Origin of the sequence: Mycobacterium sp. IEC1808 (genome assembly GCF_002101935.1) — a bacterium.
In the GTDB taxonomy this organism is placed as follows: Bacteria; Actinomycetota; Actinomycetes; order Mycobacteriales; family Mycobacteriaceae; genus Mycobacterium.
Genome location: NZ_LQPV01000002.1, coordinates 49,001 through 74,496, shown reverse-complemented (window position 1 = coordinate 74,496; position 25,496 = coordinate 49,001). Strand labels below are relative to the sequence as shown.

Genomic DNA, 25,496 nt, shown 5'->3' with positions numbered 1-25,496 from the left:
GGCCCAGCCCGCCCGGGCCGCCGCCCGCCCCACCCGCGGGCAAAGCCGACGCCGCCCCCAGGTCGGGCAACGCCGGTGGGGTGGTCGACAACGCCGGCGCCGCAACGGGATCCGCCGGCGGCCCGGGAAGCGGGGTCGGCGTGACCGCCCCGCCCGACGAGCCCGCCGCAGCCGGCCGGGGCGCGGCCGGCGGCGGCGGCGGGTCGAGCTGCTGACCGGGCCCGAGATCGCCGGGCACCTCGAAGCACGCCGCGGGCGCGGCGGCCATCCGGTCGATCACCATGGCGTAGGACGTGTCCACCCCTTCGGCCGTCGAACGCATCGTGGTCAGCCAGTCGTCGCGAATCTCGTTGTCCACGTAGGGGGTTATCTCCTGGCGGACGACCTCCTCGGCGCCGGCCCGGTCCCCCGCGCCGGTCGTGACCGCGGCGGCCGCGGCCAACCACGCCGGCCGCTGCGCCCGCGTGCCGTCGTCGATGGCGATGGCGGTCGCAACCTTGGAATCGACCAGGTACCAAAGGTTGTCGCGCAGCGACTCGCACCGCTGCGCCGCCGCCCGGACCTCGGTGGCCACCGCGCTCGCGGCGGCACAATGGCGCTCCAGGAACCGAACCGCGGAGTCCCCGCCCGACCCCAGCCACGCCCCGGCCAGCGCGGCAAGCTGCGCCCGCTGCAGCCCGAGCGCCTCCATGACCGCCGCGGCCGCGGCCCGCAATTCCGCGCAGTCGCTGTCGAGCGCGTTCAGGTCCAGGCCTTCTTCGCCGTCGTACCACTCGCGGACCTGGGCGGGATGCGCCGTCAGGGCGGGATGTTGATAACCGAGCGCGTGGCAGGCCCGCACGTAAGCCTCGGTGTGCTCAACAGCGGGGCGGCCCTCGGCGAGGCGCTCCGCAATGTCCAACCGGTCGGCCACGGTCAGGCGATCCGCGCGGCGGCGTACATTTCGGCGTCGGCGTAGCTCTCGGCACCGGCCCGCAGGGCCGCGGCCGTCTCCGCCGCCGCGCGCGACCACCGCGTCACCTCGGCCGTCAGTCGCTCCAGCTGCACCCGCAGGGCGTCGCCGCGCGCGGTGTGCGCCCGGCCGGCGACCGCACCGCCGAAAGTCAACCGCGCCAAGTGATCTGCCACCGCGCGGTCGAGAAGATCGGTGGCCGCGTCCATCCGGTCGGCGACGTTGAGCACTGCCGAGCTATCGAATCTCATGCCTAATCCGACGCCTGATGGGGCGCCGGGGTTCCCCGCTAAGGGATCAGCGCGCGCCGCTCACCGCTTCGGCGACCCGGCTGGCGACCCGCTGCGCCACGTCCTCTTCGGGCGCCTCCACCATGACCCGGATCATCGGCTCGGTTCCCGAGGGGCGCAACAGGATTCGGCCCGTGTCACCCAGTTCGGCCTCGGCCTGCTCCAGCGCGGTCTGCACCGAGGGCGCCGCGGCGGCGGTGGCCTTGTCGGCCACCTTGACGTTGATCAGCACCTGCGGGAGCGCCCGCATCGCCGAGGCCAGCTCGGCCAGCGAGGCGCCGGTCTGCACCATGCGGTTCATCAATCGCAATCCCGTGACGATGCCGTCGCCGGTGGAGCCCACCGCGGGCATCACGATGTGCCCGGACTGTTCGCCGCCCAGGCTGTAGTCGCCGGACCGCAGCTCCTCCAGCACATAGCGGTCGCCGACGCCGGTGGTGCGCACGGCGATGCCCGCCGACCGCATGGCGAGGTGCAGCCCGAGGTTGCTCATCACGGTGGTCACCAGCGTCTCGGAGGCCAGCTCGCCCGCGTCCCGCATCGCCAGCGCGAGCACGACCATGATGTGGTCGCCGTCGACCAGCTCCCCGTTGGCGTCGACGGCCAGGCACCGGTCGGCATCCCCGTCGTGGGCCAGGCCCAGGTCGGCGCGGTGGTCGACGACCGCCGCCTTCACCGCGTCCAGGTGCGTCGAACCGCAGCCGTCGTTGATGTTGAGCCCGTTGGGGTCGGCGTTGATGGCGATCACCCGGGCCCCGGCCGCGCGGTAGGCGCGCGGCGCCACCGATGACGCCGCGCCGTGGGCGCAGTCGACCACCACGGTCAGGCCGTCCAGGCGCAGCGTGCTCGCCTTGGACAGGTGGCGCAGGTAGCGGTCGGCCGCGTCCTCGGCGTCGACGACCCGGCCGATTCCGGCGCCGACGGGGCGCAGCCCCGGTCCGGCCGCAACCAGCTCCTCGATCTGGTCTTCGGTGGCGTCGTCCAGCTTGTGACCGCCGGGACCGAAGATCTTGATGCCGTTGTCGGGCATCGGGTTGTGCGACGCGGAGATCATCACCCCGAAGTCGGCGTCGTAGGCGCCGGTCAGGTAGGCCACCGCGGGGGTGGGAAGCACCCCGACCCGCAGCGCGTCGACGCCCTCGCTGGTCAGCCCGGCGATCACCGCGGCCTCCAGCATCTCGCCGCTGGCCCGCGGATCGCGGCCGATCACGGCCACCCGCCGACCCGGTCCGCCCGAACTCGCCAGGCGCCGGGCCGCCGCGGCGCCAAGGGCCAACGCCAGCTCGGCGGTCAACTCGCGATTGGCGACCCCGCGAACACCGTCGGTGCCGAATAGTCGACCCATGCGGTAAAACCTCTCACAGTTGACGCTCAGACACCTAACGTGCCCGTTCTTTTCTGACCGAAACCAGGCACGAACGCGCGCAGACACGCCGCACGAGGCGGTTTTGCGGCCAAAAAGTGATGCTGATCAGCGCTTGCTGTACTGCGGCGCCTTGCGCGCCTTCTTCAGCCCGTACTTCTTGCGCTCGGTGGCACGCGGGTCACGGGTGAGGAAGCCGGCCTTCTTCAGGGCGGGCCGGTCCTCGGGCGAGGCCAGGATCAGCGCCCGGGCGATGCCCAGGCGCAGCGCGCCGGCCTGACCGGACGGGCCGCCGCCGTGCAGTAGGGCGAAGACGTCGAAGCTCTCCACCCGGTCGACGGTGACCAGCGGGGCCTTGATGAGCTGCTGGTGCACCTTGTTGGGGAAGTAGTCCTCCAGGCTGCGGCCGTTGAGGTCGAACTTGCCGGTGCCGGGCACGATGCGCACCCGCACCACGGCCTCCTTGCGGCGGCCGACGGTCTGGATGGGCCGCTCGAAGACGAACGCCTCGGCGGGGCGGGCGGCGGGAGCCTCGGCCTCGGGGGCCGCAGGGGTCTCCGGGGTCTCCGGGGTTTCGAGCGCCTCGGTTGTCTCGGTCACTGGGCCACCTGCTTGATCTCGTACGGAACCGGCTGCTGAGCGGTGTGGGGATGCTCCGGACCTGCATAGACGCGGAGCTTGCGCTGAATCTGTCGGCTGAGCTTGTTCTTGGGAAGCATGCCGACGATCGCCTTCTCCACGACGCGAGTCGGGTGCTTTTCCAGCAACTCGCCGGTGGTGCGGCTGTGCAGCCCGCCGGGATAGCCCGAGTGGCGGTAGGCCAGCTTCTGCTGCAGCTTGTCGCCGGACAGGGCGACCTTTTCGGCGTTGATGACGATGACGAAGTCACCGCCGTCGACGTTGGGGGCGAACGTCGGCTTGTGCTTGCCGCGCAGCAGGTTGGCTGCCGCGACGGCAAGGCGGCCAAGCACCACGTCCGTGGCGTCGATGACGTACCACGACCGCGTGGTGTCACCCGCCTTTGGCGCGTAGGTGGGCACAGCGCTTACCTTCTCTTCTCAGGCCTCTTGTACGAGGGTGTGGATCCCGGGTCGAGCCGGGTGCCAGTCAGGCGTTCGCGGTGGGGTTCATTCTCGGCGACCGACATTGACCCGAGGCCCCGGCGTACCGCACGCCAACCGAGCAGCTTACCGATCGTCATCCCCGCAGGTCAAAATCGCCGACACGGGTATCAAACATGCCCTTGTGATCGCGGCAACCTATCCTGAGAGCACCCAGCAAACGGTGGGCCCGGATTGGCGGAGGTCGGATGACGGCCGGAGCAGTGTGTCGGACGTGTGGTACCGAGCCCTTCAAGGACGCGCGGTTTTGCCACAGCTGCGGCTCGGCAGTCCAAGACGGCGACGCCCATCCCGAGTACAAGCAGGTCACGGTCCTGTTCGCCGACGTGGTCGGCTCGATGGAAATCGCCTCGGCGGTCGGTGCGGAACGGCTGCTGCAAATCATGGCGGACCTCGCTGATCGCTGCGCGGCGGTTGTCGAGCGGTACGGCGGGACGGTCGACAAGTTCACCGGCGACGGCATCATGGCCGTGTTCGGCGCGCCGGTCGCGTTGGAGGACCACGCCATCCGGGCTTGCCTTGCGGCGCTGGGCATCCAGGAAGAAACCGCCCGGCTGGCCGCGGAGGTCGACAAGCGCGACGGCATCGAACTGCGGTTGCGCGTCGGTCTCAACTCCGGTCAGGTGATCGCGGGTGAAATCGGTTCCGGGCCGTTCGGTTACACCGCCATCGGCGAGCAGGTCGGGCTCGCCCAGCGGATGGAATCGGTGGCCCCGCCGGGTGCGGTGATGCTCAGCGCGTCGACCGCGCGACTTGTCGAGGGCGCCGCGGCAATCGGTGAATCCGAGCTGGTTCAAATCAAGGGTGTCGATGCGCCGGTTCCTGCCCATCGGCTGTTGGGCGCGGGCGATGACCATCGTGCCGCCCGGCGTGCCGAGTCGAATCTGGTCGGTCGGCAGTGGGAGATGTCGGCCATCGAGGGGTTGCTTGAGCGCGCCATCGACGTGCACGGCGCCGTGGTCAGTGTCGTGGGGTTGCCGGGCATCGGCAAGAGCCGCCTGGCGCGCGAGGTCACCGCGATGGCGGCGGCCCGGGGCGTCGACGTGTTCACCGCCTTCTGCGAATCGCACGCCAGCGACGTGCCCTTCTACTTGGTGGCGCGGATGCTGCGTGCGAGCTTCCGGGTGGCCGATCTCGACCCGCCGGAAGCGCGCGCGGAGCTGCGGTCCCGGGTGCCCGACGCCGAGCCGGATGACCTGTTGCTCCTCGATGACTTGTTGCGCATCGCCGATCCCGACGTTCCGCTGCCGACGATCGACCCGGATGCCCGGCGGCGGCGATTGACCGCGCTGGTCAATGCCGCGTTGCTGGCCCGCCAATCCCCGGCCGTGTATGTCATCGAGGACGTGCACTGGATCGACCAGGTCAGCGGCTCGATGCTGGCCGACTTCGTCGCGGTGGCCCCGCAGACACCCTCGCTGGTGGTGCTCACCTACCGTCCCGAGTATCGGGGGCCGTTGAGCAAGGTGACCGGCGCGCAGACCATCGCCCTTGCGCCGCTGAGTGATTCGGAAGCCGCGGCACTGGCCGGGGACTTGCTCGGGCCGGACCCGTCGGTTAGCGACCTGGCCGGGGTGATCGCCGAGCGCGCCGCCGGTAACCCGTTTTTCGTCGAGGAGATGGTGCGCGACCTCGCCGAGCGCGGTGTGCTGCGCGGCAACCGCGGCGCTTACGTGTCGGCGGCGGCGGTCACCGAGGTCCGGGTGCCGGTCACGCTGCAGGCGACCATCGCCGCGCGTATCGACCGCCTGGACTGGGCGGCCAAACGCACCCTGAGCGCCGCGGCGGTGATCGGGTCGCGATTCAGCCCGGACCTGCTGGAAACGCTGGGCATTGAGCCCAGTCTGGACGACCTGCTGGCGGCCGAGCTCATCGACCAGATCAGGTTCACCGGGGAACCCAGGTATGTGTTCCGCCATCCGCTGATCCGCACCGTGGCCTACGAATCACAGCTGCGATCGGATCGCGCGGAGCTGCACCGGCGGGTCGCCGCCGCGATCGAATCACGAGACCAGGCGGCGGCCGACCAGAACGCGGCGCTGATCGCCGAGCACCTGGAGGCCGCCGGTGATCCGCACGCCTCATTCAGCTGGCACATGCGCGCGGCGACGTGGGCAACCAACCGCGACGCGAACGCCGCTCGACTGAGTTGGGAGCGCGCCCAAACGATCGCCGACCGGCTGCCCGCGGAGGACCCCCATCGGGCAACCATGCGCATCGCCCCGCGCACCATGTTGTGCGGGATCGCCTGGCGAATCAACGCGCGCGCAGTAGCCGACCGATTCGACGAATTGCGGGAATTGTGCGCCGCCGTCGGGGACAAGGTGTCACTGGCCATCGGGATGGCCGGGCTGGTGATGGAGCACGCGCATCAGGCCCGGGCGCCCGAGGCCGCGGAGCTGGCGTCCGAAGCCTGGACGCTCGCCGAGGCGCTCGGCGACGCGACCTTGACGGTGGGCCTGTCCGTTTCGCTGATCTTCGCCAAGATGGAGAACAATCAGTGGTCCGACGTGCTGCGGTGGTCTCAGACGGTCATCGACCTGGCCGACGGTGACCCGTCCAAGGGCAACTTCTTCGTAGGGTCCCCCCTCGCGGTCGCCCTTTCGACGCGGGCCATCGCCCGCTACAGCCTGGGTCTACCCGGATGGCAGGACGACCAGCAGCAGGGCCTGGCCATGGCCCGCAAGGCCGACCCCATGTCATACGCCTTGGTCGTCGCCTACATCTACAACCCGGGCATCCCGCTTGGTGTCCTGGCGGCCGACGATCGCGCGGTGCGCGAGAGCGAAGATGCGCTGCGGATCATCGAACGGTCCGGTGACGACGTCGCGTTGGCCTTCACCCAGATGGCGCCGGGCGTCGCACGGCTGCACCGCCCAACGGCCGCCGATCGCGAGCGCGGCCAGAAGCTGCTGGCGGAACTCAGCGACGTGTTCCGGCGCCGCAGAGCCAACCTGGGCGAATTGCGGTTCGTCGACGCGTATTTGGCGCGGGAGCGGGCTCGGGGTGGAGATCGCGACGAAGCCGTATTGCTCGTGCGCGCCGCCGTCAACGATCTCTTCCGCGACGGGCAGCAGATGTGCGGAGCCTGGGGCTTTCCGGCGACGGGGGTCCTGGTGGAAACGCTGCTGGACCGCGGGACCGACGCCGACGTCGCCGAGGCCGAGACCGCGATCGACCGGTTGGCGGCGGCGCCGACCGACGGTTCGGCCATGCGCGACATCTGGCTGCTGAGACTGAAGGCTCTTGTGGCGCACGCCCGCGGAAACGCCACCGCGTACGCGGACTTGAAGAATCGCTACGGCGAGATGGCGAGGTCGCTGGAGTTTGCCGGGCACATCGCCTGGGCGGAGGCCATGCCCTGATCAGGGCATGACCATCCGCGCCGCCGGCCCCATCCGCGGCAGTACCCGCAGCGAGCCCACTAGACCGGCGTGCCAGGCGTGCTCGGTGATGCCGAGACCGGCGAACGGTCGACCGTCGACGACCGTTTCGAATCGCGTCGCCGACTCCTGGATCACCAAACCCCTTTTCCACAAACAGGATTGGGCGATGACACGGCCACGGATCTCGAGCCGCAAACCGCTGACGTCGGTGACGACCATCCGCGAGGCGCAGGGAACCTGATGGCCGGACCACTCGTGGTCCACGGTCAACTGCGCCACCGCGTGGCAGGCGCCGTCGTGGAAGATGTAGCCGGTCGGGTAGGCCCGGCCATCCTCGAACAGGTGGGTGCAGTTCATGGTGAAGTCGGGGCTTAGCAGCACGGTGTTCCAGTCCCAGCGCTCGATGCTGCTCCACAAGCGAACGCCCCAGGACTTGTCTCGCTGACCGAGGCCGTCGATCGGGTAGGTCGCGCCGTTCATTCTCACCCGGCCGGTGACCCATCCGGACTGCTCCATGTGGGTGTCGGCGATGCCGGACGGCAGGTATGCCCCGGGAGGGGCTTCGGCGTGGTAATCGAACGGCGCGTGCAGCGCGGTCCAGGTCAGGTCGACCTCATGGCGGCCGCGCAGCAATAGCCGCCACTTCGACATCGGTTCGATCATTCGAAACTCCAAAGCCCCCACTTTCAGGTGGTCGGGCTCCGGGGTACCGGAGTAGCGGGCGTGCAGCTTCGCATAGCCGCCCTCGACGCGGCCATTGCGCATCGTGTACAGGATCGCGTCGGCGGTGTGATTGCTGGGCCGATATCCGATCCGCGCCAATCCCACCGCGTCCGATTCGGCGTCGAACCAACTGAAAAAGAAGCTTTCCTGCCAATCCGGGTGCGGCCCCGGTTCGTGCAGGAATTCGTCGTTGACGTCGACCATCGTGTCCATCCTCGCGAATCGGGGCCAAACAACACGGATACAAATGGGTGGCGACAAGAATCTAAAAAGAGTACGTGAAAACTGCGCACCCCACCGCGTTACGGTCTCGGCGCTGATCGATAACTTCTTGGTGCGTCACAGCGCCTTTGGCCCGGGATCGCATCGCTTTTCTAACAATTCTGCTGGCAGATTGGGCCTTCGCCAATGGCGCAAAATCTGCGATGCTGTGCGAATGGCGGGCGCAAATGGAAGCTCCAGATGGACAAACGGGTACCTCGATGACATGCGGCAGCTGGGTGATAAGCCGGTCGACAAAGTGGTCAAGGCCGTGTTTGATCGGGACGTCTACGAGGTCAATCGGATCATGCGCACACTCGTGCGCAACGACCAGCCGGTGCCAAAGGATTTGCCAAAGGAGCTCGGAGGCTACCTGACCACGACGCTATCCCTGCCCGCTTGGGCCGACCCGGACAAGATCAAGCGGGGGCAGCAGGTATTCGAGGAGAACGGCCTGCTCATCACGCTCTGCCTTTTCTGCGCGTCGCTGCCGTCGGCTTACGCGGACAGTTACGCCGTGAAGGTGCTGTACCTGACCGGCCAGCTCGACACGGATGCACGGCGGCGAGTGATGGAGACCGGCCAGTTCCTGATCGACGCATGCACCACCGGCGGCCTCGATCCAAAGGGCAAGGGCCTGCGCGCGATCCAGCACGTCCGCCTGATGCACGCCGCGGTGCGTCACCTGATCAAGGACCGCGCCGGTAAGCACCCCGGCCTGTGGAACTACCCCCGTTGGGGCGTACCGATCAACCAGGAGGACATGGCCGGAACCATCCTGTCTTTCTGGTATGTCGTCGGAGAGCCCATGCGTGGTCTCGGCGTGAACCTGTCCGACGACGAGAAGGACGCGTACCTACACCTTTGGACCGTCATCGGCCACCTGATGGGGGTGCACGACGAGATGCTTCCGGACGACCCCACCGAGGCCAACGCGCTGCTCGACGCCATCAAGCGGCGGCGCTTCACGGCGTCACCCGAGGGACAGCACATGACCCGCGCGCTCCTCGCGCTACTCGACCAACTCACGCCCACCAAGGAGTTCGATAAGACGATCCCGCCACTGATCCGACACTTGATCGGCGACAAAACCGCCGACCTGCTGCTCGTACCGCCTTTGCATCACCGCCGTGAACTCGAACAGCTCGCGCGGGTCGCCGACTGGTTCTCCGCCAACGTCCTCAGCCTGATCGGCCACGTCGTGCCGCGCTACCACTTCGTCAAGGAGCTGGCTCCGGTGTTCGGGCGCGAACTGTTGGAGAGTGCGTTCGAGTTCGAGCGGGGTGGCGTGCGTGCGTCGTTCGACATGCCCGATCACCTAGCCCGCAAATGGGAGATTTCGAAGCCCTCCCGCCCATAAGACTGTGTGGTCCCGGCGGCTCTCCCCCGCCGGGACCACACAGGGGCTAGCTGGCTCAACGCGTCCAGACGCCGGCCGCGCGGCGGTCGGCGTCGGCCACCTGCTGCGCGCCGTCGCGCACCGCGTTCCCTAGGTCGACCAGCATCTCGTTGAGCGCGCTGGCCGCCTGGTGCCACTTCAGCTGCTCGCCCTGATACGCGGCCGCGGCTTCGCGAGTCCACAGTTCCCGCAGCGGGGCGATCTGTGATTTCAGCTCGTCGAGCGCCGCGTTGAATCGCGCCGCCGTGGTGTGAATCTCTTGGCGCACGGCGCATTCGATTTCGGCGAAGTTGTAGGAAAGCAGCGGGTCCACGGCCTCACACCCGTTCACAGGTTTCCGCCGGCGGCGGCGACGTGGCGCGCATGGTTCTCGCCGGCCTCCCGCAACGCGACCTCGTTGTGGCGAATGGTCTCGGCGATCGTCTGCAGAACGCGGTAGAGCCGCATCGATTCGGCGTTCCAGCGATCCAGCACGTCTTTGAATCGCACCGCCGCCAGCCCGCCCCACACCGACGACGGAACGCTGCCCATCCGGCCGATGAAGGCCTGAAGCATCGCCCGGATTTCCTCGTTGCGGGCGTCCGTCGTCGCCGCCACGGAGTGCATGAGATCAAAGTCCGTGCTCAGTCTGTTCGCCATATCAAGTTGGACTGTGACGACTTCCGTTTGGTTCCGTCTCATCCGATCGCGTGGGCGGTTCGCACCGCCTGCTCGCATGCGTCGTGGACTGCCGCCTCGTCACCGGGACGGCTCTGGCACCCCACGCTGATCCGCACCGGCCCGTCCAGCAGTACCGTCCACCGCACCTGGTGGGTGACGCGCACTTCGCGGTAGGTCACCGCGGGCCGGCCGCCGCTCATCCCGGCGGGATTGAAGTCGACGAACACCCCGGCCGGTTCCGCGTCAATGGCGCGTCGCAACCGCTCCGCCGCGCCGCCCAGCGTCTCGCCCGCCGCCGTTGACTGCGTGACGTGCAGCGCCACTTCCGGATCCGACGGCGAGGTGACCTTCACCCGCGCGGACCCGGGCCCGGTGACCACCCGCTGCGCGGACCAGTGCGCGGGCACCGTCAGCGCCACGCGGCCCTCCACGAGGAACGTCGTCGGCACCGTCTGCGCCGCGACCGGGGGCGAGGCGCCACGACGGGCCGCCGGGGGCGCCGCCGCGATCGCCAGTGGAAACGCCGTCAACGCGACGACGGCCCCGGCTAGCGCACCCGTCACCCGCGCGCGGGGACGTGGACGCTCGGCCGGGGCGGTGACGCGCGGCCCGGTCGGGTCGGCCATGAGCGGAAAAACCGATTGCGCCAACAACGCCAGCTGGGCAGAACCGATCTCCACGGCCGCCAGGCCGCCATCAAGCAGCGCCCGCGCGATCGCCCGCCCGAGCTCCGGCGCCCTGGCGACCGTCCCGGGCGCGTCGATCACGACACCCACCGACGTCCGCCGCGCCATTCCGGCGATGACGACGACGGCCTCCTCGCCGACGGCATGCTCGTCGGCCCCACGGGGTATCGCGACAGTCTCGGGCCCGGTGATCACGACCACCCGCTCGGCGATTTCCACCACCACGGCCTCGGGGTCGCAGGCCTGCGCCAGCAGCCAAGACCGCCGACGCACCAGCACCTCGTCGGTCAGGGCCTTGGCCGACGAGGTCACCACGGCGACACGCGCCGAGGGCCACCAGGCCGGATGAATGAGGACCAGGCCGTCGCACTTCTCACATTGGAGCGACCGCAACGCCGCCCGCCAGAGCGAATCCACGGCGACCGGGCGTCCGCCGACCAGCGCCACCCGATCGTCGATGGCGCCCAGTGCCTCCCTGGCGACCTCGGACATCTCTTCGTCACTGGCTCCCGCTGTGCCACAACATAATCGGCGGATCGCGCCGGGTCCGGCCTCGATGAGCGCGCGGTGGCTGCTCACGGCGGCGGACTCCAGGCCACCTGGACAAGCTGTTCGTCGCCGGGGCGAGTGATCAGGACGCCACGACCGGGTGGCAACCGCACCTGGCGGCCGGAGCCCCACAGCGCGCCGTCGTCCGGGCGCCGACTCATCATCAGCGTCATGCACCCGAGGTCACGCAGGCCCGCCAGCAGCGGCTCGAACAGCGCGCGTTCCGCGCCGGCGCTGCGCCGGGCCACGACGAGGTGCAGCCCGATATCCCTTGCATACGGCAGGTATTCGACTACCGGCTCGAGTGGGTTGCCGCCCGGGTTTGCGATCAGGTCGTAATCGTCGAGCACCAGGTAGATGTCCGGCCCGGACCACCAGGACCGAGCACGCAGCTGGGCCTGGCTCACGTCCGACGCGGGCATCCGCCTCGCCAGGACATCGAGCAGACCCGGCAGCAAGCCGCTCAGCGCGGACGACGACACGGCATAGCCGGCAAGGTGTTCCGACTCGACGACGCCCACCAGCGAGCGCCGAAAGTCGACGATCAGCAGCCGGGCTTCGGTGGCGGAATTCGTCCGGATGATCTCGCGGCACAGGGTCCGCAGCGTGGCGGTCTTGCCGCACTCGTTATCCCCGAGGACGAGCAGGTGTGGGTGCAGCTCGAAATCGATTGGGACCGGCTGCAATCGACGCTCCTCCAGCCCCAGCACGACCCGCGCCCCGGCCGGACACACGACGGCCTCGTGGTCGACGTGCGTCGGCAGCAGCGGTATCGGCGGTGCGGCCGACTCGCCATGACAGACCCGATCGGTCGGCAGCGCGATGAGCATGTGCAGACCGTCGCGGGAAAGGCCGCGACCCGGCCTGTCGTGCGGCACGTCCCGCGCCCGCTTGCGATCGATCTCGGAATCGGCCGGATCACCGAGCCGCAGCTCGATGCGGCTGCCGATCTGGTCCTTGAGCGCCGACCTGATCTCGGCCCAGCGCGACGCCGACAACACCACGTGCACACCAAACGAAAGCCCTTGAGCCGCCAGGGCAGTGATCGACGCCTCGGAATCGCCGAACTCATGACACAGGCTTGCCCAACCGTCGATGACGAGGAACACGTCAGCGAACGAATCGGCTCGGTCGGCCTCCCGGGACCGCACGGTGGACTCCATCTCGGCGATAATGCGCCGCACCAGGTCGGGCTCGGTCCGGCCGGCGACGGCACCCACGTGCGGCAAGACGCGCAGCGTCCCAAGCGCTCCACCGCCGAAATCCAGGCAGTAGAACCGCACTCGCGCCGGATCGTAAACGGCCGCCAAGGCCGTGATGAGGGTGCGCAGCGCGGTCGACTTGCCCGATCGCGGCGCGCCGACGACCGCCACATTGCCTGCGGCCCCGGACAATTCGATCGCCAGCGGCGTGCGGCATTGCTCGAACGGGCGGTCGACGATGCCGATGGGCACGCTCAGCTCGTCCGGCACCGACACCATATCGCCAAGCAATGTGTCCAGCGCTGGTGCCGCGTCCAGCGGCGGCAGCCAGACTTGGTGCGCGGGCGGTCCATGTCCGGCGAGCCGGTCGAGGACGTCCTCCAGGACGGTTCGGGCCGGCGAGTTGCGCCCGGCGTCGCGGAGCGGACCCGCCGCCCGGGTGCTGAAGACGCGTACCACCGATTCGCCCACCGGCATGTCCATGGGCCGCGGTCCCGAAACGAACGCGGCCTGAAAGCGGATCGGCTCGTCACTGCCCACGCGGAGGTAGCCCGCGCCGGGGGTATTGGGTAATTGGTATGCGTCAAGCGTTCCCAGAGCCGCGCGCGATTCGGCGGCGGACAGGGTCTTCAGGCAGATCCGGTAGGACAAGTGGGCTTCCAATCCGCGCAGCCGGCCCTCCTCGAGCCGCTGACTGGCCAGCAAAAGGTGCATGCCGAGCGACCGCCCCAGCCGCCCGATCGCGACAAACGTGTCGGCGAACTCGGGATGCCGGCTAAGCATTTCGGAGAACTCGTCGACGATGACGACCAGCGTCGGTAGGTGGACCAATTGCCGCCCGGCCCGGCGCGCGCACTCGTAGGCCGTGACGCTGGCGCAGCGGGCCCCTCGCAGCAGCCGTTGCCGGCGTTCCATCTCGCCGGCGAGTGCGTCGCGCATGCGCGCCACCAGCGGCGCCTCGTCGGCCAGGTTGGTGACGACGGCTGCCACGTGGGGCGCCCGCGCCAAGTCGAGAAACGTTGCGCCACCCTTGAAGTCGACGAGCAGCAGATTGAGCACCTCGGCGGAATTATGTGCGACCATCCCCACCGCGATGGTGCGCAGTAACTCCGACTTGCCCGACCCGGTAGCACCCACGCAGAGCCCGTGCGGACCCATGCCGCTTTCCGCGGCCTCCTTGATGTCCAGATGCAGCGGTGCGCCACCGATCGTGGTCCCGATCCGCACGCACAGCCGGTCACGACGATCCTGGTTGCTCCACAGCGTGATCGGGTCGGTGCTGGCCGGCCCGGCCCGGTACCTGGCCAGCCGGCGCGCACAGGTCAGGGCGTCCACCAATTCCAACCGGTCGTGACACGGCAACGGTTGAGGCTCGTCCGGCCGCCCGATCGTCACCGGTGCGCCGTCGGCGCAGGCGCCGACCTCCAGGACGGTGGCGCCCGCCGGCGCCCCCGCCGCAACCCGCTCGCCGGAGTCGGAGACCACGATCACGTGCGACCCCGTCGCGCCGGCGAGCGCTTGCCGGGCGCCCGCCATGCTTGGATATACCAAGCGCGCCGACCCCACCGCATCTCTGGCGCTCGGATGTTGGTTGTGCGGCAACCACTTCAGCCAATCCCAGTCGGCCCGGTTGCCGTCGCTGATCACCGCCGCGACGAGCAACTGGTCGGGACCGTGCAGCACGGTCAGCTGGCAGATCAGCGCGCGCAGCAGCCCGCGCACGGCGGCCGGGTCGCCGTCCATCGTCACCATCGTGTGGGCACGAAGGTCGACCGTGACGGGCGCGCCCATTACGAGCGAATGCGCGCTCAGGAAGCGGCGCAAGGCCGCCGCCGTGACCGGGTCGGACGGCTCGTAAGTAGCGGGCTCGGGCGCCATCAACCGTGCCGCGAGCGGCTGGGTGCCGATCCCGACACGGACAAGGCAGAAGTCGGAGTCGGACGGCCGCCGCTCCCACATCCGCGGTCCGCCGATCAACGTCCACAGCGTGTCCGGGTCCGGGTGGATCCAGAGGAGTGAATCCCGCTGCGCTGCTGCTGTTTCGGTGACCGTGGCGCGCAGCCCACTCAGGTACGCCAGGTAGTTGACCCGGTCGGCGTCGAGGCTACGGCCGCGCCGCTCGCCGCGCCCGGCGGTCGCGGTGACCGCCAGGGAAAGCAGCGTCATCACCGGGAACGCCACAAACATCGGGTGGCGCGCGGCCGTCGATCCCGTGAGGAAGGCCACCGCCATGACTCCGAGGGTCACGAGGGAAAGCACGACCGGCAGCAACCTCGGTGATCCCCTCGGGGGCAGACCGGGCGGTGCGTCAACGGCGATGTCCGCAGCCGCGACCGCCGGTGCCGGCCGGCGAACCGCGGGCACGAAGCACTGTGTCATCTCGGCCCTCCTACCGGTTGGCGACGGTAGGCAGCGCCGGAAACCGCGGCAAGTCACCTGTGGACAGCCGGATATTGGCGGATCGAATTCTGGCTACCGTGCCGGTAATCCGACGGAAGGGGTCACCGTTGCCTGAGACCGATCCGGCGTTGCGGCGCGTCTCAATACATGCCGGCACGGCCGTCACCGACTTGTCCCTGCCCGGGGGCGTGCCCGTCGCCGTCCTGATTCCCTCGATCGTCGACATCCTGGACGGCCGCAGGGTCCAAGCCTCCGGCCGCCCGGAGGCGCGCCGCTACCAGCTGTCGTGTCCGGGCGCCGCTCCGTTGGCCACCTCGGCGACGTTGGCGCAGAACGGCATCCGAGACGGCGCGGTCCTGGTTTTGACCGAATCCTCGACTTCGGCGCCCCCGCCCCATTTCGACGACGTGGCGCCGGCCGTGTCGGCGACCCTCGACGCTGCGGGCCGCACCTGGCCGCCCTGCCGGCGCAGGCAGGTGGCGCGGATCGCGAGCGCCGGCGCGGCGGCCCTTTTGACCGCCATCGGTGCGCTGGCGCTCATTCGAAACGCGGCCAGCGCCAACGTCACCGGCGCCACGGTGGGCGTGGTGGCGTCGGCCGGCCTGCTGGCGCTGCTTTTCGCGGCGGTCGCACACCGCGCGTACGGGGACGCGATCGCCGGACTCACGCTGGGCGTGATCGCCGCCGTATTCGCCGCGGCCGCCGGGTTTCTGGCGGTGCCCGGCGGTCCCGGGCTGCCGAACGTCGTGCTGGCCGGCACGGCGACGGCGGCGACAGCGGTACTGGCGGCACGCGTATCGGGTTGCGGTGCCGTCCCATTGGCCTCAGTGTCGTGCGTCGCCACGAGCGTCGCCCTGGCCGCCTTGGCGGGTGTGATCACCGCCGCGCCGCTGCGCGCGATTGGCGCGGTCACCGCGCTGGCATCTCTCGGGCTGCTGGGCGTGGCGCCGCGGGCGTCGATCACGCTGGCCGGCCTGTCACCGCAGCGACCGCCTGGGCCCGACGTTGAGGCCAGGGCGATCCGGGCCGACAACTGGTTGGCCGGCCTGCTCGCCGCCTTGCTGACCGTAGCCGCCGTGGGCGCCATCGTCACCGTCCTGGCCGGCGCGCCGCGGCTGAGCTGCATCGCTTTCGGTGCGCTGACCGGTGCATTGCTGATGCTGCGCGCACGCTCTGACGACGGGAGAAGGACGGCCGTGTTCCTCGTTAGCGGGATCGCCATTGCGGCAACGACTTTCGGCGTCGTGGCCACGAGCATGCTCAGGAGTGGGTCATGGACGGCCGCGATGACGGCCACGTTGGCCGCCGCGGCGATCTACCTGGGCTTCGTCGCCCCCACGATGTCGCTCTCACCGCTGACCCGCCGCGGCGTCGAGGCGCTGGAGTGTGTGGCGCTGGTCGCGTTGGTGCCCATGACCTCGTGGGTGTGCGGGCTGTACAACGCCGTCCGGGAGTTGAACCTCCGGTGAGCGGCTCACGCCTCGCGCGCCTCCTGGCGGTCTCCGCGCTTGCGTGCATCTATCAGTTCGGAACGCCGACGGCACAAGCGGTTTCGCCGCCCGAGGTCGATGACACGTGGCTGCCCAAGCCCACCCGTCCGGCACCGCCCTCGCCGACCGTGCAGCGCGAGGTCTGCTCGACGGTGCCGGTCGACGCCACACCACCTCGCGACCGGCTGCCGGATCTCGTCGACCTGCCCAGGGTCTGGCAGCTCACCCGCGGCGCGGGACAGCGGGTCGCGGTCATCGACACCGGTGTCTCGCGGCATCCGCGGCTGCCCGATGTGGTGCCCGGCGGCGATTACGTGTTCACCGGTGACGGCACCCAGGATTGCGACGCACACGGCACGCTGGTCGCCGGCATCCTCGGCACGGTGGCACCGGAGGCCACGCTGATCGGCATCCGTCAGTCCAGCGCGAAGTTCGCCCCCACCGGCGACCGTTCCCGTGCCGGGGTGGGCGACGTCGACACCATGGCGCAAGCCATCCGGACCGCCGCCGATCTTGGCGCATCGGTGATCAACGTCTCGTCCATCGCGTGCGTCCCGGTCACCGCGTCGTTCGACGACCGAGCGGTGGGCGCCGCCCTCGCGTACGCGGTTGACGTCAAGAACGCGGTCGTCGTGGCCGCGGCGGGCAACACCGGGGCCGCGGGCCCGTGTCCGCCTCAGCGACCCGACGCGACCTGGCAGACCGCCACCGTCATCGCCAGCCCGGCTTGGTACGACGACTACGTGCTCACGGTGGGTTCGGTCGACGCCGACGGGACACCGTCGCCGTTCACGCTCCCGGGCCCCTGGGTGGACGTCGCGGCGACCGGCCAGGACGTTGCCGCGCTCGGTTCGCAACCGGTTTCGGGCACGAGTTACGCCGCGCCCGTGGTCAGCGGGCTGGCGGCGCTGATCCGGGCCCGATTCCCCGCATTGACCGCGCGACAGGTGACGGGGCGAATCACGTCGACCGCGCATCACCCGCCCGGCGGGTGGGATCCGCTCGTCGGCAACGGCACCATCGATGCGCCGGCGGCCGTCAGCACCGACGCCGGTCCGCCAACGACTACCTCCAGGCCGACACCCGCTCCGGTGCCCGTGATTACTCCCCCACCGCCGAGGCCCCCGGATGCACATGCCCGGGATGCGGCGCTGCGCGGAGCGGCAATCTGCCTTGTCGCGCTGGCGGGTGCCCTGGCGGCCGCCCGGTTACGGGGTTCCCGCAACCGTGTCCCGTGCGACTGACGCGTTCTGCCTGCTCAGTTCCGGCCCGGACGGCAGCGCCGCCAACAGCGGCCACGGCGCCGCGATCGGTGCCGGGAGACCGAGATCGTGCGCCGCGTCGTCGTCGCGGATCGCGAACCGCACCCCGGTCTCGGTCACGAGATATCTTGTGCCGCTTCGGTTGTCGGCCCGTACATAGGCGCTGCGGCCGGGCGGCAGATAGGCCGCGTCCAGCGCGGGACCGCGACCGTCGGCTTGGGACAAGGTCACTGGAGCCTGACCGGCGGGCACCGGCTGGCCGGCGCCCGCCAGGAAACCGGTGTCGTAGCCGCCGGACGGCCGGCGCGTCGACGCGACGCATACCGTGGCGCCGCCGGCTAACGCCGGCGCCAGGTCCGGGAAGCCGGCCACCGGCAGCGTGTTGACGATTCCCGCGGCGCGGATCGCATCCGGTGCCACCGGGATCGGGTTGGCGCTGCCGCGCGAATCGCTGAAACGCAGGAGATCGGCGGCCACCCGGCCGATGCGCTGGACCCCGCCGGGCACCACGGCGTAGTACTCGTCGCCGTCACCGCGCGCGATGCGCAGCACACTGCCGACCGGAATGCCGGGCATCCCGGCCACCGCGCCTCCCGCCGCGCGAACGCGTGGTGCGCTGATCGGCGGCGCCTCGGGCACGGCGTTCAGCAGCGACTGCGACACGAGCCGCGGGGTGCGGCCCTCCAGCCTGAGCGCGCGCACAACCGCGGTGTCGGCGAGGTCGACCACGGCCCGCTGCCCGTTGTAGAGGAGGTAGGCCGGCGAGCCGGCGGGCGGCGCCAGCAGCAGCGCCTGGTCGGGTGCCACGGGATGGACCGACGAGCCGGTGGGGCCGACGATGACGGTCGCCGCGCCGGTCTCCTCGGCATCACAGATCGTCCAAACCGATTCGTCCGCCGACAGCGGCTCACCAATGAGCGGCGGTGCGCCCGGAATGCCCAGCAGCGCACCGCGTTTGGTGCGCGCCAGGTCCGTTTCGCGCACCGGCTGCGGGTCGGCGGCCGTCGCCGCGATCAACCGGGCCGACGCCAGGTTCAGCACCGGGTGCCAGGTGTCGCCCACCCGCACGTACAGTGCCCCGGACCGCAAGCCCATCGCGATCTGCGCCCGCTCGAGATCCGCATGCGGGCGCAGCAATCCCGGCAACGCGCAGCCCACCAGCGCGACCGCCACCACCACACAGCCGACCGCCAGCGATGCCGTCCGCGCGCCCGACAGTCGGGTCGCGCTGTGAATATCCCGGCCCAGCAATGCGCACTCGAGGCGGCGCAGCAGAAATCGGTACGCGCTGATTTGCAGCCAGGTCGTCGGCTGGCGCACCCGCGAACGGTCCAAAATACCCTCGGCAAATTTGTGGAATCCGTCTCCCGGCTCCAGTTAAGCCGCAGGTAGGCGGCGGCGACGCCCGTTATCCACAGGCCGGCGAATTTCGGTGTTCGCTGCTTGCGGGTAATATTTCGGCGTGTCTTCCCACCGTTTAATTCGCTGGGTAGGCCCGGGGGTTTCCGCAGTGCTCACCACCGCCGGCCTGCTCATGTCCCCACCCGCCATTCCGGTCGCGTCCGCCGATGACTGCCCGAACGTCGAGGTCATCTTCGCCCGCGGCACCAATGAGCCGCCCGGCATGGGCCGCGTCGGGGACGCGTTCGTCGACGCGCTGAAGCAGGACACCCCCGGCCTGACGTACGACACCTACGGGGTGAACTACGCCGCCAGCAAGCTGCAGCTGCACGGCGGCGACGGCGCCAATGACACGATCAACCGCGTCAAGGCGGCGGTGGCGAAGTGCCCGAACGTCAAGATCGTGCTGGGCGGCTACTCGCAGGGCGCGTCGGTGATGGACATCGTCGCCGGCGTCCCGATCGGCGGCATCAACTGGGGCAACTCGCTGCCGCCGGAGTACGCCAAGAACGTCGTGGCCGTCGCCACCTTCGGCGACGTGGCCGACCGGGCCGGCGGAACGCTGCCGAGCCAGAGCGCGCTGCTCGGGTCCAAGGCGATCGACCTGTGCAACCCCGAGGACCCGATCTGCCACGCGGGCCCGGGCAACGAGTGGAGCGGGCACACCGAAGGCTACGTCCCGCTGTACACCACGCAGGCCGCGTCTTTCGTCGCGTCCAAACTGATGGCCGGGTCCTACCCGCAGGTCCCCGGCTACGGCCCGCAGACACCGGGCTACGGACCGCAGACCCCAGGCTCGGGCCCGTCGGTCCCCGGAAACGTTCCCGCGCCGAACGCGCCCGTGGTTCCTAACACCCCGGATACGCCGAATCCTCAAGCGCCCCTTGTCTAAATCGTTATCGGGGCTTGATTTTGGGCCCGTAGCCTCGTCGTGTGAGGCTTATCCGCTTGGGGCTGACCGTCGCATTCCTTGCGGCGGTCGCGGTTTTCGTCGTCCCTAAGCTGTTGCCGATGGCCTCGGCGTCGTGCCCCGACGTCGAGGTGGTGTTCGCCCGGGGCACCGACGAGCCGCCGGGTGTCGGCAAGGTGGGCCAGGCCTTCGTCTCGTCGCTGCGCCAGGACACCCGCAAAAGCGTTGGCTCGTACGGGGTTAACTACCCGGCAAACAAGGACTTTCTGGCCGCCACGGACGGCGCGAACGACGCCAGCAACCACGTCCAGCAGATGGCCAACAACTGCCCCAACACCAAGATCGTGCTGGGCGGGTACTCCCAGGGCGCGGCCGTCGTGGACATCGTCACCGCCGCACCGCTTCCCGGGTTCGGTTTCCGCCAGCCGCTGCCGGCCGCCGCCGCCAACCACGTCGCCGCCGTCGCGCTGTTCGGGAACCCGTCGGCCCGGGCGGGCGGGCTGATGAGCGCCCTGACACCGGATTTCGACGGCAAGACCATCGACCTGTGCAACACCGGCGACCCGATCTGCTCCAACGGCAACAAGTGGAGCGCGCACCTGGGCTACGTGCCCACGTTGACCAACCAGGCCGCGAGTTTCGTCGCGAGCCGCGTTTAGCCGGGTGTGCGCAAATCCCGCGTGATCAGGATCCGGGCGGCAAGTTCGCCATCGGGCGGGTAATCGACGCCGGTCATCGTCAAGCCGTGCGCCGGGGCGGCGGCGAAGTCGCTGGACCGGTCGGTGGCGGACAGCAAGTCGCGGCACCACGAGGTGGGGCGGCGGTGCTCCCCGACGGCCAGCAGCGCCCCGACCAGCGAGCGCACCATCGACCAGCAGAACGCGTCGGCACTGACGTGCGCGGTGATCAGGTCGCCGTCGCGCGACCAGTCCAGCCGCTGCAAGTCACGGATGGTGGTCGCCCCCTCCCGCTGCCGGCAGAACGCGGCAAAGTCGTGGAGCCCCACCAGGTCTCGCGACGCCGCGGCCATCGCGTCGATGTCCAGGTCGCGCGGCCACGCGGTGACGTAGCGCGCCAGTTGTGGCTGCACGCCGTAGGGCGCCGTCGACAGCCGGTACTCATAGTGGCGGCGCAGCGCGGAGAACCGCGCGTCGAAACCCTCTGGGGCGCGGGCGATTTCGAGCACCCGCACGTCAGTTGGCAGGAACCGGCCGAGCCGGCGTAGCAGCGGCAGGAACTCCGGTTCACCGGCGCGCGGCGAGCGTGGGTAGGCGTTCGGCAGCGCGTCGGCGGGCACGTCGACGTGGGCGACCTGCCCGGTGGCGTGGACCCCGGTGTCGGTCCGCCCCGCCGCGCGTAGCCGCACCGGAACGCGGAAGACCGTCGTCAGCGCCTCATCGAGGACGCCGGCGACGGTCCGCTGTCCGGCCTGGGCCGCCCAGCCGGCGAATTCCGTTCCGTCGTAGGCGATGTCAAGCCGCAGACGGAGGTCCGCGCTAACTCTCGTCAGCCTCGTCGGCCTCTTCGGCCTTCTCGGCCTCGGCCCGCGCGGCCACGGCCTCGTCATGCTTTTCCTCGGCGGCAGCCTCGGCCTCGGTGGCCTCCGCGGCCTCCGCGGCCTCCGTGGTCTCGGCCGGCTCGACGGCGTCGTCGGCCGTCGGACCCTCCGCCGCCTCGGGCTCGACCGCGGCCTGCGGCGCCGCCGCTGCCGCCACCGGTGCCGCCTTCTTCGACGCCTTCACCCGGCGCGCGCGGTCGGCCTCCGACGTCACCGTCTTCTCCCGGACCAGCTCGATCACGGCCATCGGGGCGTTGTCGCCCTTGCGCGCCTCCACCTTGATGATGCGCGTGTAGCCGCCGTTGCGGTCGGCGTAGAACGGCCCGATCTCCGCGAACAGGGCGTGCACCACGTCCTTGTCGCGGATCTTCTTGAGAACCTCGCGACGGTTGTGCAGCGTGCCCTTTTTGGCGTGCGTGATCAGCTTCTCCGCATAGGGTCGCAGCGCCCGAGCCTTGGGCTCGGTCGTCTTGATCCGGCCGTGCTCGAACAGCGACGTGGCCAGGTTGGCCAGCAGGGCCTTCTGGTGCGAGGACGACCCGCCGAGGCGAGGGCCCTTGGTGGGCTTGGGCATTGCGACTATCTCCTATTCGGGGCCGGCCCCCGTATCAGGTAGGGCCGGGACGGCGGTGTTGCAGGTGTCCGGTTCCTCAGCGGCCGCTGCACGGCCGCATCGTCACCGGACGGCCGTTACAGCTGTTCGGTTTCCGCGTAGTCCTGGTCGTCGTAGGCGGCCTCGGTGGACCAGGTGCCGGTGGCGACGTCGTAACCCGCGACCTCCGACGGGTCGAAGGTGGCCGGGCTGTCCTTGAGCGACAGGCCCAGCTGGTGCAGCTTGACCTTCACCTCGTCGATGGACTTCTGACCGAAGTTGCGGATGTCGAGCAGGTCGGACTCGGTGCGGCTGACCAGCTCGCCGACGGTGTGCACACCCTCGCGCTTGAGGCAGTTGTAGGACCGCACGGTCAGGTCCAGGTCGTCGATCGGCAGCGCGAACGACGCGATGTGGTCGGCCTCGGCCGGCGACGGCCCGATCTCGATGCCCTCGGCCTCGACGTTGAGTTCGCGTGCCAGACCGAACAATTCGACCAGCGTCTTACCGGCCGACGCCAGCGCATCGCGCGGGGTGATCGAGCTCTTGGTCTCCACGTCCAGGATCAGCTTGTCGAAGTCGGTGCGCTGCTCGACGCGGGTGGCGTCCACCTTGTAGGTGACCTTGAGCACCGGCGAGTAGATGGAATCGACCGGGATGCGGCCGATTTCGGCACCCGAGGCACGGTTCTGCACCGCCGGGACGTAGCCGCGACCGCGCTCGACGACGAGCTCGACCTCGAGCTTGCCCTTGTCGTTCAGGGTCGCGATGTGCATGGCAGGGTTGTGCACGGTCACGCCGGCGGGCGGCACGATGTCACCCGCGGTGACCTCGCCCGGGCCCTGCTTGCGCAGGTACATGGTGACCGGCTCGTCCTCCTCCGAGGACACGACCAGGCCCTTGAGGTTCAGGATGATGTCGGTGACGTCTTCCTTGACGCCGGGCACGGTGGTGAACTCGTGCAGCACGCCGTCGATGCGAATGCTGGTGACGGCCGCGCCGGGGATCGACGACAGCAGCGTGCGCCGCAGCGAATTGCCCAGGGTGTAACCGAATCCGGGCTCCAGCGGTTCGATGACGAACTGGGACCGGGTGTCGGTGACGACTTCCTCGGACAGGGTGGGTCGCTGTGAGATCAGCATGGTGTTTCTTCTTCTCCTTCTCGGCACCCGCTATTTGATGCCGCTAAGACCTGCACCGGGTTCAGTGCAGGGGGTCTTTACTTCGAGTAGTACTCGACGATCAGCTGCTCGGTCAGCGGCACATCGATCTGCGCGCGCTCGGGCAGCTGGTGGACGAGGATGCGCTGGCGCTCCCCCACCACCTGCAGCCAGCTCGGGATCGGGCGGTCGCCCGCGGTCTCCCGCGCGATCTGGAACGGCACCGTGTTCAGCGACTTGTCCCGCACCTCGATGATGTCGTACTGCGACACCCGGTAGCTGGGGACGTCGACGCGCACGCCGTTGACCGAGAAGTGGCCGTGGGTGACGAGCTGGCGGGCCATCCGTCGGGTGCGCGCCAGCCCGGCGCGGTAGACGACGTTGTCCAGCCGGCTCTCGAGGATGCGCAGCAGTTCCTCACCGGTCTTGCCGGGCTGCCGCACGGCCTCTTCGTAGTAGCGGCGGAACTGCTTCTCCATCACGCCGTAGGTGAAGCGGGCCTTCTGCTTCTCCTGCAGCTGCAGCAGGTACTCGCTCTCCTTGATCCGCGCGCGGCCGTGCTGGCCGGGCGGGTAGGGACGCTTCTCGAAGGCCTGGTCGCCACCGACGAGGTCGGTGCGCAGCCGGCGCGATTTGCGGGTAATGGGTCCGGTGTAACGAGCCATTGCTTAAACCCTCCGTCGCTTCGGTGGCCGGACGCCGTTGTGCGGCTGCGGGGTGACGTCGGAGATCGCGCCGACCTCGAGGCCGGCGGCCTGCAGCGACCGGATCGCGGTCTCCCGGCCCGAGCCCGGGCCCTTCACGAACACGTCGACCTTGCGCACGCCGTGCTCCTGCGCCTTGCGCGCCGCGTTCTCGGCGGCCAACTGCGCGGCGAACGGTGTCGATTTCCGCGAGCCCTTGAAGCCGACGTGACCCGACGACGCCCAGGCGATGACGTTGCCCTGCGGGTCGGTGATCGTCACGATCGTGTTGTTGAACGTGCTCTTGATGTGCGCGGCGCCGTGCGGGACGTTCTTCTTTTCCCGGCGACGGGTCTTCTGCCCCTTCTTAGCGGAGCTTCCCTGCGCTTTTTTAGCTGGTGGCATCGGGTTCTACCTGGCCTTCTTCTTGCCTGCGATGGTGCGCTTGGGGCCCTTGCGGGTGCGCGCGTTGGTCTTGGTGCGCTGGCCGCGCACCGGCAGGCCGCGGCGGTGCCGCAGGCCCTGGTAGCAGCCGATCTCGATCTTGCGGCGGATGTCGGCCTGCACCTCGCGGCGCAGGTCACCCTCCACCTTGAGGTTGGCCTCGATGTAGTCACGCAGCTGGGTCACCTGGTCATCGGTGAGGTCCCGGGTGCGCAGGTCCTTGTCGATGCCGGTGGCGGCCAGGATTTCGTTGGCGCGGGTGCGGCCGACGCCGAAGATGTACGTCAGCGCGATCTCCATCCGCTTGTCGCGCGGGAGATCGACGCCTACTAGTCGAGCCATAGGTGGCGTTTCCTCTTATCTCATGCGGAGGTCTGATCCCAGCCCGTTCCCGATGTCATCGGGGTCCGGCCTCCGTCCGGACGTGGGTGAGCTGGCCCATCTCTAAAGATGCGAGCCGCCCAGTGGTGCTGGAAGGTCATCATTTAGTTGTTTGAGGCTGCGGTGGGACTAAGTACATTGCGGCGACCCGCTGCGCACGGCTACGCCGCGCTTGCGATCGCCGCTAGCCCTGCCGCTGCTTGTGGCGCGGATCCGAGCAGATCACCATGACCCGCCCATGCCGACGGATCACCCTGCACTTGTCGCAAATCGGCTTCACGCTGGGGTTGACCTTCACGGCTTTTCGATCCTGTTCTCGTCGTTCGTTGGTTACTTGTACCGGTACACGATGCGGCCCCGGGACAGGTCGTAGGGAGACAACTCCACCACCACCCGGTCCTCGGGCAGGATGCGGATGTAGTGCTGCCGCATCTTGCCGCTGATGTGGGCGAGCACCTTGTGGCCGTTCTCCAGCTCAATGCGGAACATCGCATTGGGCAGGGGCTCGACCACGCGGCCCTCGACCTCGATGGCGCCGTCCTTCTTGGCCATACTTGTCAGAAATCCTCGTCATTCGTTTCGTTCGCTGTAGCGCCCGCTTCGGCGCGAGATATACACCGACT

General features: G+C 69.5%; 24 protein-coding genes and 1 pseudogene. 6 read left to right on the top strand and 19 right to left on the bottom strand.

From position 1 onward, the window contains the following. From AWB92_RS00560 to rplM, 5 genes and pseudogenes are all read right to left on the bottom strand, one after another. Positions 1-913 (bottom strand): annotated as a pseudogene (locus AWB92_RS00560) (hypothetical protein); the annotation flags it as partial. A gap of 2 nt (positions 914-915) precedes the next feature. Beyond that, positions 916-1,203, bottom strand: coding sequence for a hypothetical protein (locus AWB92_RS00555; protein ID WP_085183596.1), 288 nt, complete (start codon positions 1,201-1,203; stop codon positions 916-918). Between the two features lie 46 nt (positions 1,204-1,249). Further along, positions 1,250-2,587: a phosphoglucosamine mutase gene (glmM, locus tag AWB92_RS00550; protein ID WP_085183595.1), complete on the bottom strand. Its 1,338-nt coding sequence runs from the start codon at positions 2,585-2,587 to the stop codon at positions 1,250-1,252. Positions 2,588-2,713: 126 nt separating this feature from the next. After that, positions 2,714-3,205: a 30S ribosomal protein S9 gene (gene rpsI / locus AWB92_RS00545; RefSeq protein WP_082964706.1), complete on the bottom strand. Its 492-nt coding sequence runs from the start codon at positions 3,203-3,205 to the stop codon at positions 2,714-2,716. Then, on the bottom strand, positions 3,202-3,645 hold the full coding sequence (rplM, locus tag AWB92_RS00540) for a 50S ribosomal protein L13 (protein ID WP_066907613.1): 444 nt from the start codon (positions 3,643-3,645) through the stop codon (positions 3,202-3,204). The genes rpsI and rplM overlap by 4 nt, the downstream gene beginning before the upstream one ends. A 269-nt stretch (positions 3,646-3,914) precedes the next feature. Here rplM and AWB92_RS00535 point away from each other — a divergent pair, with 269 nt between their 5' ends. Further along, positions 3,915-7,091, top strand: a complete 3,177-nt coding sequence (locus AWB92_RS00535) for an adenylate/guanylate cyclase domain-containing protein (RefSeq protein ID WP_085183594.1) — start codon at positions 3,915-3,917, stop codon at positions 7,089-7,091. Here AWB92_RS00535 and AWB92_RS00530 read toward each other — a convergent pair whose 3' ends face one another. Next, entirely contained in the window at positions 7,092-8,039 is a 948-nt protein-coding gene (locus AWB92_RS00530) for a hypothetical protein (RefSeq protein ID WP_142281882.1), read from the bottom strand. Positions 8,040-8,322: 283 nt separating this feature from the next. On the opposite strand from AWB92_RS00530, the gene AWB92_RS00525 reads away from it, so the two are divergent. Continuing rightward, positions 8,323-9,456 (top strand): oxygenase MpaB family protein, encoded by a 1,134-nt coding sequence (locus AWB92_RS00525; protein ID WP_158090342.1) that lies wholly within the window; start codon positions 8,323-8,325, stop codon positions 9,454-9,456. Positions 9,457-9,511: 55 nt separating this feature from the next. On the opposite strand, the gene AWB92_RS00520 is transcribed toward AWB92_RS00525, so the two are convergent. From AWB92_RS00520 to eccCb, 4 genes are read right to left on the bottom strand one after another with little or no spacing between them, the layout of a single operon-like run. Next, complete coding sequence (locus AWB92_RS00520; RefSeq protein WP_085183600.1) at positions 9,512-9,808, bottom strand: WXG100 family type VII secretion target; 297 nt, start codon at positions 9,806-9,808, stop codon at positions 9,512-9,514. A gap of 14 nt (positions 9,809-9,822) precedes the next feature. Beyond that, on the bottom strand, positions 9,823-10,176 hold the full coding sequence (locus tag AWB92_RS00515) for a WXG100 family type VII secretion target (RefSeq protein ID WP_085183591.1): 354 nt from the start codon (positions 10,174-10,176) through the stop codon (positions 9,823-9,825). Then, positions 10,173-11,420, bottom strand: a complete 1,248-nt coding sequence (locus AWB92_RS00510) for a type VII secretion-associated protein (protein ID WP_085183590.1) — start codon at positions 11,418-11,420, stop codon at positions 10,173-10,175. Before AWB92_RS00510 ends, AWB92_RS00515 begins: the two co-directional genes overlap by 4 nt. Further along, positions 11,417-14,971, bottom strand: a complete 3,555-nt coding sequence (gene eccCb, locus AWB92_RS00505; protein ID WP_085183589.1) for a type VII secretion protein EccCb — start codon at positions 14,969-14,971, stop codon at positions 11,417-11,419. Before eccCb ends, AWB92_RS00510 begins: the two co-directional genes overlap by 4 nt. Before the next feature lie 128 nt (positions 14,972-15,099). Between eccCb and eccD the strand changes: the two genes are divergently transcribed. Further along, positions 15,100-16,461, top strand: a complete 1,362-nt coding sequence (eccD, locus tag AWB92_RS00500; protein WP_085183588.1) for a type VII secretion integral membrane protein EccD — start codon at positions 15,100-15,102, stop codon at positions 16,459-16,461. Beyond that, positions 16,458-17,726, top strand: a complete 1,269-nt coding sequence (mycP, locus tag AWB92_RS00495; protein WP_085183587.1) for a type VII secretion-associated serine protease mycosin — start codon at positions 16,458-16,460, stop codon at positions 17,724-17,726. Before eccD ends, mycP begins: the two co-directional genes overlap by 4 nt. Here the strand turns inward: mycP and eccB are convergent. Beyond that, positions 17,691-19,064, bottom strand: a complete 1,374-nt coding sequence (gene eccB / locus AWB92_RS00490; RefSeq protein WP_085183586.1) for a type VII secretion protein EccB — start codon at positions 19,062-19,064, stop codon at positions 17,691-17,693. The two genes, mycP and eccB, sit on opposite strands and share 36 nt — an antisense overlap. A 142-nt stretch (positions 19,065-19,206) precedes the next feature. On the opposite strand from eccB, the gene AWB92_RS00485 reads away from it, so the two are divergent. Continuing rightward, positions 19,207-20,037 (top strand): cutinase family protein, encoded by an 831-nt coding sequence (locus AWB92_RS00485; protein ID WP_085183585.1) that lies wholly within the window; start codon positions 19,207-19,209, stop codon positions 20,035-20,037. A gap of 62 nt (positions 20,038-20,099) precedes the next feature. After that, complete coding sequence (locus AWB92_RS00480) at positions 20,100-20,714, top strand: cutinase family protein (protein WP_241523329.1); 615 nt, start codon at positions 20,100-20,102, stop codon at positions 20,712-20,714. On the opposite strand, the gene truA is transcribed toward AWB92_RS00480, so the two are convergent. The 8 genes from truA to infA all read right to left on the bottom strand — a co-directional run bounded on the left by truA (position 20,711) and on the right by infA (position 25,425). Next, the gene (truA, locus tag AWB92_RS00475) at positions 20,711-21,622 is read right to left on the bottom strand and encodes a tRNA pseudouridine(38-40) synthase TruA (RefSeq protein WP_085183583.1); all 912 of its coding nucleotides are present in this window, start codon (positions 21,620-21,622) and stop codon (positions 20,711-20,713) included. The two genes, AWB92_RS00480 and truA, sit on opposite strands and share 4 nt — an antisense overlap. Continuing rightward, on the bottom strand, positions 21,552-22,187 hold the full coding sequence (gene rplQ, locus AWB92_RS00470) for a 50S ribosomal protein L17 (protein ID WP_085183582.1): 636 nt from the start codon (positions 22,185-22,187) through the stop codon (positions 21,552-21,554). The genes truA and rplQ overlap by 71 nt, the downstream gene beginning before the upstream one ends. Positions 22,188-22,303: 116 nt before the next feature. Beyond that, positions 22,304-23,347, bottom strand: a complete 1,044-nt coding sequence (locus tag AWB92_RS00465; RefSeq protein WP_067006072.1) for a DNA-directed RNA polymerase subunit alpha — start codon at positions 23,345-23,347, stop codon at positions 22,304-22,306. Positions 23,348-23,424: 77 nt separating this feature from the next. Then, positions 23,425-24,030 (bottom strand): 30S ribosomal protein S4, encoded by a 606-nt coding sequence (gene rpsD / locus AWB92_RS00460; RefSeq protein WP_068179461.1) that lies wholly within the window; start codon positions 24,028-24,030, stop codon positions 23,425-23,427. A 3-nt stretch (positions 24,031-24,033) separates the two neighbouring features. Next, complete coding sequence (gene rpsK, locus AWB92_RS00455) at positions 24,034-24,453, bottom strand: 30S ribosomal protein S11 (RefSeq protein WP_068179458.1); 420 nt, start codon at positions 24,451-24,453, stop codon at positions 24,034-24,036. Positions 24,454-24,459: 6 nt separating this feature from the next. Then, positions 24,460-24,834, bottom strand: a complete 375-nt coding sequence (gene rpsM, locus AWB92_RS00450; protein WP_085183581.1) for a 30S ribosomal protein S13 — start codon at positions 24,832-24,834, stop codon at positions 24,460-24,462. A 223-nt stretch (positions 24,835-25,057) separates the two neighbouring features. After that, positions 25,058-25,171, bottom strand: a complete 114-nt coding sequence (rpmJ, locus tag AWB92_RS00445) for a 50S ribosomal protein L36 (RefSeq protein ID WP_003879483.1) — start codon at positions 25,169-25,171, stop codon at positions 25,058-25,060. Between the two features lie 32 nt (positions 25,172-25,203). Further along, positions 25,204-25,425: a translation initiation factor IF-1 gene (gene infA / locus AWB92_RS00440; protein WP_003418601.1), complete on the bottom strand. Its 222-nt coding sequence runs from the start codon at positions 25,423-25,425 to the stop codon at positions 25,204-25,206. Positions 25,426-25,496: the final 71 nt, after the last annotated feature.